This window comes from Bdellovibrio bacteriovorus (genome assembly GCF_048286975.1).
Classification (GTDB): Bacteria; Bdellovibrionota; Bdellovibrionia; order Bdellovibrionales; family Bdellovibrionaceae; genus Bdellovibrio; species Bdellovibrio bacteriovorus_H.
This window is the reverse complement of sequence record NZ_JBLVRT010000003.1, coordinates 163085-174419: the sequence shown is the minus strand read 5'-3', so window position 1 is coordinate 174419 and position 11335 is coordinate 163085. Positions and strand designations below refer to the sequence as shown.

The following is an 11335-nucleotide window of genomic DNA, read 5'->3' as shown; positions in this document are numbered from 1 at the left end:
TGAATTAGTTCAGATCATCCAGTGTGATGTCTTTGTCAAAGCCAGAACCACCTTCGCGGCCGTCTTTACCCAAAGATTTCAAAGAGTATTCGCCACCTTCCAGTTCGTAAACCAGATCGTGACCGAATGGATCTTGAAGTTTCTTGGTGTAGTAAGGCTGAGGACCCCAGTTAGAGCAGTTTGGATCAGCAGTTGTCAGGCCTTCCAAAGTCTGAGGATATTTACCGCAATCCGTGTAGTACATGGAAAGGGCATTCACGATTTGTGTCAGTTGGATCTTAGCCTCTTTGGCTTTGGATTTATCCAATTGTCCCGTGATGTTAGGAAGAAGAAGAGCTGCGATACCACCGATGATGGCAAGGACGATCATGATTTCAATCAGAGTCATACCCTTGCGGTTTTTGAGAAGAGACATACTTACTCCTTTTTACAGACATTGAGGATAACAAAACCTAGCCCAAAATCAAAGGACAGAGCGGCAGCCGGACTAATGTCACATAATAATTCTTCGCTTGGGATTTCGGTTTTGCGACGCCTGAAGAGGAGACTGAGGCCTGCGTCTCGCCTTCGGACAGTCCTCGCTCGTGTTGGCTTTTTCTGTTTCGCCTTGTTGGGTGGCTCGGCTGCGGAACTCGGCGTGACTCAGGCCTCAGTCTCCTCTTCAGGCTCGAATTGGATATCACAGTGAGATTGTATGGGACATTGGTCGGGACTGCCTTTGCTGGGTTGTGAAGGTGTGTGGATGGTTTGGGGTGGGGAGTTTATGGGTTACTTTAGGTTTTTGGTTGGACGTTTGTCTGTCTTGTTTTGAGTGAGGGAGCTGCCGATAAGTTTGGAATGAGAAGTATATTTGGTGTCGTGTTCTTGTTTTTGATGCAGGCGCAGGCTTTTGAAATTTCGAAGCAATCGGGCAAGCTTATTTTGTCGGGGGCGTGTGAAGAGGGGAAAAGTATTTACTCTTCTTTGGCGCGGTGGAGCACAAATGCTAAGACGGGGAAGACTTGTGATCCTGCGGCTGTGGCTGGGGAGTCCGGTGGTTCCTGTAATTTGGATATCACGGATTGTGTGCCCGAACATGTGGTCAAATATCATGGGGCCAGGCCGGAAGTGGATGGGCCAAACTGTTGGAATCTGTCTTTGGTGATGAGTAAAATTTTGCCAGCCATGCGTTATTCTACGCCGGAAGAAATGAATTTCTATATGCGTCCGCCTCTTTGCCGCGCTTTAAAAGACGGTGAAAAGAAAGAGCCGGGGGATGTCGGTGCCATTCGTCAGATCGCGGGTTTTAATAAGACTGAGGAATATCACGGGTTCATCTATATCGATGAAAAAATCGCCTACTCTAAAAACGGTTTTAGCAACATGGCGCCTTATGAATTGCAGACATTGGATAAGGTTTACAGGACCTACGAAGTCCCGGATAAACCGGGATGTCGCCAAAATGTGATCAACTCCAAGAGCTCCCAGTGTGGTCAGGCGGTGGCCTTCTATCGTTGTGATTCCATGGAAAATTATCTGCAAAAGAATCAGAATGTGCCGGATCAGGTGCGTGAGTCCTTCAAGAATATGGATGCGGCAGAAGACTGCGTGCAGGAAGCTTTGTTTAAGGGGGATACTTTAAGCGCTGAGGCCCGCAAGAATTTGCGTGATACCGGGGTTGCTCTTGTTGAGTACCTGCAAGACGCCAAGAACAAGCCAGAAGTTGCCAAAATGAAGTCTGAAGAACGTGACTTCCTGCTGGGAAGTTTGCAACTGCGTCTTGCCGCTTTGGGAGAGCAACTGCAGTTCGTGGCAATGGAAAGACAGGATCGTGACACCTTTAAGACTGCGGGTGAATTGAAATACGTGGCCGAGATGTTACAGGCCTCTGCAAAACAGCTTAAAAAAGGAGCTCGCTAATGAAAAATGCATTGTTGATGTTGTTGGCAGGATTTGTTTTTGCGGGCTGTGGGTCTGTATGGAAGGGGCCTGAGGCGGCGCCTGTGCGCAAGCCTGATAATGCTTCAGTGACTGCTCAGGAATTGAAAACCTGGGGCCCGGTGAACCTGCTGCAAGGACTGAAAAGTCATTGCTGCAATGGCGTGATGATCGAAAAGACGGCTGTGACATTCTGGGGCGAAGCCGAGATCGCGGAACTGCAAAAGTATGTGGATGACACAACTCCATCCGCTCCAGTGTATCGCCCGTCCAGCGCGGTGATGTGCCATGGACCAAAATACGTTTCTTCCGTGGGCCGTGAAGCCCGCCATCTGATCGAGGGGATTAAGAAGGGGACGTATCCAGTCTCGCAATGCTCCACCTACGATCTGCAATTCTCCGAATAAAAAAAAGGAGCCTCAAGGGCTCCTTTTTCATTAGTCCCAAATCACCTTGATCTGCTCGACCCTGGAATATACTTTTCGTTCCTCTGAGCACCACTCTTCAATGTTCAACTCAATTCCGTCATTAATTTCTTTGATTCCATAGCATCCGCCGATAAAAATTGGTGAAACTGTTAGCATCTTCTTTTTTCCGTCAAGGTGCCAAACTTTAAAGCGCGGTTCATTTTTCCCTAGAGTCCATTGGATCAAGAAGCAATGAAGGCCGTCCTGAGAGACTAAACCCACGTCTTGAAAGGAGTATCCCTTCATGTCCGGGATGAATGGGCCACGAAGTTCCACGTCCGCCACCTTGAGCGGAGAGCCCATTCGTATTTCATTGGCATTCGAGAAAGACAGTAGATAGTGAGTCATAAAGACACCTCGTCGAGAACTTCGTTTAAAGGTACATCGTCAGGGATATAAAACTGGTGGCCACTCCCTCCCGCGACCTTACCAGCATATCCAGAAACATTTTCTTTGAAAACGTATGTTTTAATTTGATCTGCATAGTTGTGATACTTGAAAATATTTAGCATTTCATCAGCCTCTTTTGCATCACGAGGACGAATTGGCGTAAACCATCGGCCTGGGGTAGTTGCACCAGCTCGCTGTACTTGATGGACAACTTCACCTGCATAGTAGACTCCTGGAAAAATATGACCTTCAAAAGCATCTCCATAGTCCTTACGTATTGGTGGAAGGTTTCTGACGAACTTCCCTGTTTTTTGAGGGGAGCGTGCGGAAACTATAGCGTTAAGGATCCTCCCGGGTAGACCTGCTTTTGTACTTTTGAGGATTTTGATCCCGGCAAAGCCCAGAGGACCCAGAGCTGGTGCAACCATACCTAGTCCGGCCATCAGTCTTTCTCCGTCAGACAATGGAGTTTGGGTTACAAAGCTTCGACCAGATGTGAACTCATAGACATCTTTTGCCCACCCAGCAGGAGAAATAGAAACACCGAGTTCGAGTGCAAATGTAGCGAGGGCCCGCGCGCCTTCTAGAAGATCATCTGCGGCATCATACTCTTTATCTAGATAAGCATTTTTTGCATCCTTTTGTAGGGCTGTGGAAACTCTAGCCAAGGCAGCTTTTTGGTGGCTTTGCTGGGAACTGTTTTTGAGTCTGTCCAGCGAGCGATCAACTTCTTGATACTTCTTCGCAAAATCGCTGCGCTCCATGTAGTCGCCGGCCTCAGTGGCATTTTCTCCGGGAACGGTGCTGTAGTTCCACCAGTCGGCTTTATATCCCTGCTGGAAACAGCTCAATGTTTCAGAACAGGAAAGTAAGCCACGCAGAGGGAGCATCTTTTTTCCATCGGTTGACTTCACATATTCTGTGCCGTGGTTGTCATAGAAAATATCTGAATTGTCGTTACCCGGATTTACGTGTTGTTGGGCGTTTTGAATAGCTTTGGACCCGCGAGCATAGCGCGCGCCGCGCTCATCTCTTTCATAGTGGGTTCGACCTTCATTAAATGAATGGCGTTCGAAGTCATCATCGCGGCTGTCGTCGTCATAATCTCCACGATTGTATCCGCCGCCGTTGCCTCGATCATCACATCCAGCACCAATACAGTTGCCGTCTTCATGACCTTCGTAACGGTCTTCTCCTGAGGTAATAACTGAACCGTCATCTCCGAAGTCGATAGGTATGCGATCATCGGCGTATGCAAAGCTATTCAGAATGAATGCGAATGTTAGGCAAAGAGATACAATTTTCTTTGATTTCATATGGCCTCCGCAGACCGGATATCGCAATCCGGAGGCCATCCTCATAGAGGTCTAAAAGCAATAGGTTTGAGATGAGGGGTTTGTGGAGTCTTATTTATTAGAAATGGGATTCGATAGGGAGAAGCGGGGCCAGAGGCCTACCCCGCAACGTTCGCCATTTCGAACATTGGGACCATGACGGCCATAACGATCATACCGATCGCGGCACCCATGATAACGATGACGATCGGACCCATGATGCTGGTTAGGCCTTCCAATTTGGTTTTTACCTGGAAGTCATAGGCATCCGAAACCTGGCTTAGCATGTTTTCCAGCTCGCCGGTTTTTTCGCCGATGTTCACCATGTGGATCACGATAGGGGGGAACTGGCCGGATTTTTTCAATGGACCGGCAATAGATTCACCCTCAGAGATATTGCTGCGGGCTTCATCAATCGCTTTGGCCAGAACGTGGTTGTCGACAACGTTTCTGACGATATCCATCGCCGCCAGCATCGGCACGCCACCATTTAGGAGTGTCGCCAGGGTGCGGGTGAAGCGGGAAACCGCAACCATGCGAACCGTCGGGCCAATCAGCGGCAATTTCAAAGAAATCGCATCCCATTGGTTTTTGCCGGCCGGGGTGTTTCTCCAGTTACGGAAGAGCAGATACACGATCAGCATGCTTCCCAAAATCAGATACCAATAGTTCACCGCAAACTGGGACGCATCAATCAAAGCCACTGTGTACCACGGAAGCTGCAACTGTGGAGCGGACTCAAACACGGTCACCATTTTAGGAATCAAGAAGATGAACAAGAAGCCCATCAGACCAAAGGTCACAACCAACATGATCACCGGATAAGTCATCGCACTGCTGACTTTGGCGCGCAAATCGGCCTGAGCCTCGGTGAATTCAGCCAGACGCATCAAGATGACATCCAGGCTTCCTGACATTTCACCGGCTTCCACCATCGAAACATAGATCGTGGTGAAGACGTTCGGGTATTTCAGCATGGCTTTATGCAGGGTGGAACCTTCGTTGACCATGTTCTTACAGTCAGCCAAAGCTTCCGCCAGAGTCGGGTTTTCGACCTGTTCAGAAACGGCTGTCAGCGCATCCACCAATGGGATGTTGGCTTTGATCAAAGTCGCCAGCTGACGGGTCATCAAAGAAAGGTCTTTCACGCCCACGTTTTTAGTGGCGCGGGGACCGGATTTCTTTTTTGGATCGATCTTCTTTTTGTCTTTAATGTCGATGACAAAGATATTGTCTTTTTTGAGCTTGGTGCGGGCCGCACGCTGGTTCTCAGCGTCGATGGTCCCTTTTACGTTTCTTCCGTCTTTCGACAGGCCTTTGTACTCAAAAATAGGCATCGTGGTTACCTTATAAGTCGTTTCTAAGCTGGTTCAGCTGCAGGGGCGAAGCCCCTGCGCTCTCCGCGGCTGCCGCCGCCCTAAATATCCAGCTGCGTATTGGAAGTCAGTTCTTCAATCGTCGTGATACCCGCAAGGACTTTTTGGATCCCGTGGTCACGGAAGGTCTTCATTCCGTTGGCAACTGCTTGTCTTTTAATTGTATTACCGTCTTTTCGCTGCATGATCAATGAACGGATGTCATCCGTTACGATCAGCAGTTCCCCGATATTGGTACGACCGGAGTAGCCTTTCTGCGAGCAGTGGTTGCAACCCATGGCTTTGCAGATGTTGGCTTTGTTAGCTTCTTCGCGAGTGATACCCAAAAGCTGAATTTCAAAATCCGTGGCTTCATGCGGGGCTTTGCAGTGAGGGCAAAGAACACGCACCAAACGCTGGGCGATAACACCTGTGATAGAGGTCGCAATCAGGAATGGCTCCACCCCGAAGTCGATCAGACGTGGGAAGGCCCCGGCAGAGTCATTCGTATGCAGTGTGGATAGAACCAAGTGACCCGTCAAAGAAGCCTGGATCGCCAGTTCGGCGGTTTCCAAGTCACGAATCTCACCGACCATGATGATGTCAGGGTCTTGACGAAGGAAGGAACGAAGGCCGGCGGCGAAAGTCAGGCCGATCTTCGAGTTCACTTGCACCTGACCGATCCCGTGGATACGTTGCTCCACCGGATCTTCAACTGTCAGGATGTTTACGTCAGGCTGATTCAGCTTGGAAAGGGCCCCGTAAAGAGTTGTGGACTTACCAGAACCCGTTGGACCCGTGACCAGGAAGATCCCGTAGGAACGAGTCAGGATGTCTTCCTCCATGCGGGACAGGTTGTCTTGAGAGAAGCCCAAGGCCGCCAGTTCGCGCACCACAGAGGATCTGTCCTGAATACGCATAACCAGACGCTCACCGAACGTGGTCGGGACGCAAGACAGACGGATATCGATATCTTTACCACCGACTTTCAAAGGAATACGACCGTCCTGAGGCAAACGCTTTTCGGCGATGTTCAGGTTGGCCATAACTTTGATACGGGACGTGATGGCGTTTTGCAGCTTTTTAGGTGGTTTGAACACGTCGAATAAAATACCGTCCGTACGGAAGCGCACGGCCATGTCTTTTTCATAAGGTTCGATGTGGATATCAGACGCTTTTTCTTTCACCGCACGGAACAGAAGGCTGTTCACCATCTTGATCACCGGAGCGTCATCTTCGCCGGCCTCAAGCAAATCCACGATAGGATCATCTAAATCGTAATCTTCTTCGGCGATTTCATCCAGACCGGAAAGATTCGCGGTGCTTTTTTCATAAACTTTATTGATCGCATCCTGAACACGGCTGGAAGTGGTGATCAGAGGGCGCACGCGCTTTCCGAACAGCACCTTCATGTCATCCAGGGCTTTGAGATTCACCGGATTGCTGGTCAGAACAATCAGCAGGTCCGCATCTTCCTTGTAGGGAAGGACATTGTGCTGTTTTGCGTAGTTGATCGGAAGGTCACGGATCAAGTCGACGGCGATCTCGCTGACCGGGATGTCGCGGATAAAATCCAAGCCCAGTTCTTTGCACAGATCGGAGACCACTTCATCCGCCGTGGAAAATTCCTTCGCAGCCAAAGCCTCGCCCACGGTGACGGGTCTCACCACCGAAGGGTTGTTTAACACAGAACGGATTTGGTCCTGTGTTAAAGAGGTTGATTTGGCAAGTATCGTTGAAACATCCACGGAGGCCATCAGAATTACTCCTCAATAATAGGTTCAGCAGTCGCAGGCACATCAGCAGCGGAAGGTGCCTCTGCTTTGCGGCGGATTTCATCCAGTTTTGCACCGTATGGATCCACGCCGCCCTGAGCTTTTACGAAGTCCACGCGCTCATCCAGTTTTTTGGAAACGATGGCATTGGCTTCGATGTTGTTGCGCACGATTTTCGGAGTCAGGAACACAACCATGTTCGTTTTGTCTTTTACGATCGTGCGGGACTTGAACAACCATCCAATAATTGGAATATCACCCAGCAGAGGCACTTTCGTGACGGACTCCTGGTCTTGTTCTTTCATCAAACCACCCAGAACCACTGTGTCACCGTTGTTCACGTTGATCACGGTTTTCAGGGAACGTTTTGCCAAAGGCTGTGTGGAATCCTGGAACGCTTTCGGCGTGGAAGCTGTAGAAAGCTGCGCCACCTGTTGTTTGATTTCCATGCGGATCTGATTGGAAGCCGGGCTGATGAATGGTTTGATCGCAAGTTTGATCGTTGCGTCTTCAAACTGCGGTGTTCTGACCGTCGTGCCGCTGGTTCCAACGTTCTGCACGTTTTCACCGACAACAACCTTGTCACCCACTTCCAATTCACCCTCTTGATTGTCCAAAGTCATCAATTGAGGAGTGGACAGGATGTTGGCTTTTTTCGCGGTTTTCAGGAAGTTGATGAAACCAAGCAGGCTTGGGATCTTCAAAGTCGTTTTGGAAACCGGATCAGTCACTTCCACTGTTTTACCCTGACCGAAACCGATCACGGCACCAGAGCCACCTGTCGGGGACAGGAAGTCATTGATATTGGAAAGACCGTTGAAACCAACCTTGCCGTAACCGCTGTCGCCGTACTGGTAGTAACCAATACCCCAGGAATTACCGTCATTCACAGACATTTCCATGATGATGGCTTCAACAAAGACCTGGTCACGAGGAGTATCAATTTTAGAAAGGATATTCAGAACCACATCGTAATCCTGCTTGCTGGCAGTCACGATCAGGCTGTTTGTGGTTTTATCAGCTGTGATTTTAACATCGCCACCGAAGATTTCCTGAGGAGCTTGCATCCCTTGAGAACCCAGCGGGGAAAGCAGGCTGCCGCCAGTTGCCGGTTTTGGAGCGGCATCCTTGGTCACACCCTGAAGTGTTTGAGCGATTTTTTCAGCATCACCGTGACGAACGTTATAAACGTAAACGCCACCGGATTCTTCAGCGCGGATTTTGAAGTCCAGCTGAGAGATCAGCTTTTTAATACGCACGATGCCGGACTTGTTACCCACAACGATGATAGAGTTGGTACGGTCATCAGGAATCGCCATAAAGAAGCTGGCGCCCTGTTGGGACGTCGCCCCCGCAGAACGGGAGAATCTTGGAACGCCGGCAGTGAAGGTGCCCGGAGCAGAACCTTGAGTTTTATTGCCTTTATTGACGATTTTATCAACGAGGTCCGCAAGATCTTTGGATTTAGCGTACTTAACCGGAATCACTTCAAGTTGTTCTTCAAATCCTGGAACGTCCAACTGGCTGATGATTTTCATCACGCGGTCGATATTGGAACCGTAATCCGAGATGATGATGGAGTTTGTTGGCTCGTAGATGTTCATTTCACCGTCTTTGGACGGCAAGATACGCAGGTCACGGTTCACTTGAGAAGCCGAGATGTGCTTCAAGTGGATGATACGTGTGATCATCTGATCAGCGTTAGGGTAGTAAGCGCCAGAGAAGGTCTCGATGTTATCACGCTGGGCATTTCTTGCGGATTTGACTTTCAGGAAGCTTCCGGAAGGAACCACGGTGAAGCCATTGATTGCCAAAGCTGACAAGAACGCTTTGTAAGCTTCAGAAACGGTGATCTTGGTCGGAGCAATGATCGTGATTTTACCACGAACGCCCGGATCGATGATGAAGTTCTTGCCGGTCAATTCGCTGATCGCGCGAATGATGTCAGAAATCTCGACATTCGGGAAATCGAAAGACTCGATGGTTTCCGGGAAGTTCTTGTTGTTGATGTCTTCGATTGGAGCTTTGGCAAACTTGTCTTTTTCCGCCTTGCTCAAAGGTGAGGATCCTGTCGCAGCTTCAGATCCGCCACGTGGAGCCATCCCGGACGGACCGCCGGAATTGCTGCCGCCAAAATCAGAAGGAGCGGAATCACCACCACCCATGTCGCCGAAATCTGGTGGCGGTGGTGGAGGCGGGAAGTCCTCAAACTGAGCCTTTGCTGCCGGGCCCACAAGCTGGGCCGTCATCAATGAAGCAAGTCCTATGCTGACGTTCTTTTTCATGTTGCTTCTCCTCCTGAGGAGTTGTCTTAAAATCCTTTTAAGTTCTTCTAAAGCTGCTTCAGCCTACGCGCCTCCGGCGCTGCGGCTCTGCCGGCCAGGCCGACTACTGAATATTATACGTCATGGTTTCGTTTTTACCGTTACGCTCCACTTGAAGAGTCACTTTGGGTGAGTTCTTCAGTGTGTTGTAAAGTTCCATGGCTTTGGCAGGGCTGTCGACAGGGGTGCCGTCGACAGACTTAATGACGTCCATTCTTTGGATGCCAAGTTGTTCGTAAATACTGCCAGGTTGCATGTCCAAAATACGGAAGCCGTTGATGTTGCCGGTGCCGGGTTCACGATTGGGAACCGCACGGGCTTGCATCAGAATGCTGGACAGATCATTGGTGTATTTCAATAGATCCGCACGTTTGATCACGAAGTTGTTGTCGCCAACTTTTTGAACCTCTTTACTGCCATCGCCAGATGGTTTGCCAGCTCCGAAGGCGACTTTGCCGCCTTCTTTTTTCATTTCGATGTATTCAAGACGGTTTGAATTCAGATTGCGGAAAACCACCTTTTGGCGCTCCACTTTCATGATTTCAGCCATGCCTTCGATCTGCTTGCCCGGGCTGTAAGAAACCACGCCTTGCTTGCCGCGAATTTCAATTGCGGCCAGGGATTTTTCAGGGTTGGAGTGCACCAAAGTTCCGATCAGATTCAAAGGCAATTGGGAAGGAACCGGATCCGCTTCGCGCTGGGCTTTTGCGCCTTTGGATTTATCCACCAAAGCATCAGGAATCACGCCGCTGGAAGCAAAGATGTTACGGCTGGTGATAGAGTTGTAAGCGCCACGACTGACGCCGGCTTCAAACTGGCTGGATTTCGGATGGGATGGGGGAGCAGATTGCGGAAGCATTTTATCGCGATAAGCGAGAATACCCAGATCGGCCACGCAGTAACCAATAAATGCAAAGAGAATATAGGGATACCACTTTTCAAGTGGTGGTCTTTGATTCTTCGAGTTGCGTGAAGTCACGGTTGTACAATCCTTTGTAATTAACCAGCATTACTGCTGACAGCTCCTAGTCCTTGGGCCTCTTGTTAGCCTATCAAAAAGGCGAGGTGACTGCACTAAAAAATACATACTGGACCCTGGTCTGGGTCCTGCATTTTTCTGCACACATTTCGTAAAGATAGGTCATGATAGGGATATGAGAATTCTCTACTTCACGGATGGAGCAGGAATCGATCTCTTGGGTATTCGCGAGTCCTTATTGCGTATCCCGGAGGTGCTCACCTCTCTACGTCGAGGCCAGGAACAGGCACGATACGTAGATTTGATGCAGGTGATGGCGTTGCCGGACGAAGATTTTCGTCTGGTCCCTTCTGTATTGAGAAACTACCTGATCAATTTGGTTCAACGGGGACTGCATCAGCGCTGGATCAATCGTGATCACCGCGCGGACTTGATTCTTCGTCGTATCAATCATCGCAATTTTGCTGAAATCAAAGCGGAAGTTTTGAACTTCATCCACGGCAAGCTGGAAGGTCGCCCCGTGGCGACAAAAGACCTGCACCTGCTGCATTTCTTAAGTTCAATTGAGATCACCATTATTGGCCCCGGCTACGACGAAATTGAGATGTGGCTGAGACGCGAAATCTCCACTCGCAGTGATGTGAAAGTGTTGATTAAAGATGTGATCGCGTCAGACCCACAACTTGACTGGTTCTGGCCGCATGTCTCTGAATCTATGGTTTCATCGGCTGGACTTATCTAAATAAACAAAAGTTACCTGCTTAAGAGCCCATATAAAATTCCGAAAAGCCCTC

At 49.4% G+C, this 11335-nt stretch carries 10 protein-coding genes; 3 read left to right on the top strand and 7 right to left on the bottom strand.

What is annotated here, in order from left to right; translation table 11 throughout:
• Window positions 1-4: 4 nt before the first annotated feature.
• Window positions 5-415, bottom strand: coding sequence for a type II secretion system major pseudopilin GspG (gene gspG / locus ACNQKP_RS11565; RefSeq protein ID WP_011164071.1), 411 nt, complete (start codon window positions 413-415; stop codon window positions 5-7).
• A gap of 422 nt (window positions 416-837) precedes the next feature.
• On the opposite strand from gspG, the gene ACNQKP_RS11560 reads away from it, so the two are divergent.
• Entirely contained in the window at window positions 838-1899 is a 1062-nt protein-coding gene (locus ACNQKP_RS11560) for a hypothetical protein (protein WP_417864858.1), read from the top strand.
• Window positions 1899-2324, top strand: coding sequence for a hypothetical protein (locus ACNQKP_RS11555; protein WP_417864857.1), 426 nt, complete (start codon window positions 1899-1901; stop codon window positions 2322-2324). The genes ACNQKP_RS11560 and ACNQKP_RS11555 overlap by 1 nt, the downstream gene beginning before the upstream one ends.
• A 30-nt stretch (window positions 2325-2354) precedes the next feature.
• Here the strand turns inward: ACNQKP_RS11555 and ACNQKP_RS11550 are convergent, their stop codons facing one another.
• From ACNQKP_RS11550 to gspC, 6 genes are all read right to left on the bottom strand, one after another.
• Window positions 2355-2732, bottom strand: a complete 378-nt coding sequence (locus ACNQKP_RS11550; RefSeq protein WP_417864856.1) for a hypothetical protein — start codon at window positions 2730-2732, stop codon at window positions 2355-2357.
• The gene (locus ACNQKP_RS11545; RefSeq protein WP_417864855.1) at window positions 2729-4090 is read right to left on the bottom strand and encodes a pre-toxin TG domain-containing protein; all 1362 of its coding nucleotides are present in this window, start codon (window positions 4088-4090) and stop codon (window positions 2729-2731) included. Before ACNQKP_RS11545 ends, ACNQKP_RS11550 begins: the two co-directional genes overlap by 4 nt.
• A gap of 137 nt (window positions 4091-4227) precedes the next feature.
• A complete protein-coding gene (gene gspF / locus ACNQKP_RS11540) occupies window positions 4228-5445 on the bottom strand; it encodes a type II secretion system inner membrane protein GspF (RefSeq protein ID WP_011164075.1) in 1218 nt (405 codons plus the stop codon).
• A gap of 80 nt (window positions 5446-5525) precedes the next feature.
• On the bottom strand, window positions 5526-7151 hold the full coding sequence (gspE, locus tag ACNQKP_RS11535) for a type II secretion system ATPase GspE (RefSeq protein ID WP_367143999.1): 1626 nt from the start codon (window positions 7149-7151) through the stop codon (window positions 5526-5528).
• A gap of 74 nt (window positions 7152-7225) precedes the next feature.
• Window positions 7226-9523: a type II secretion system secretin GspD gene (gene gspD, locus ACNQKP_RS11530; RefSeq protein WP_417864854.1), complete on the bottom strand. Its 2298-nt coding sequence runs from the start codon at window positions 9521-9523 to the stop codon at window positions 7226-7228.
• A gap of 103 nt (window positions 9524-9626) precedes the next feature.
• The gene (gene gspC, locus ACNQKP_RS11525) at window positions 9627-10541 is read right to left on the bottom strand and encodes a type II secretion system protein GspC (RefSeq protein WP_417864853.1); all 915 of its coding nucleotides are present in this window, start codon (window positions 10539-10541) and stop codon (window positions 9627-9629) included.
• Between the two features lie 175 nt (window positions 10542-10716).
• On the opposite strand from gspC, the gene ACNQKP_RS11520 reads away from it, so the two are divergent.
• A complete protein-coding gene (locus ACNQKP_RS11520; protein WP_374028233.1) occupies window positions 10717-11283 on the top strand; it encodes a hypothetical protein in 567 nt (188 codons plus the stop codon).
• Window positions 11284-11335: the final 52 nt, after the last annotated feature.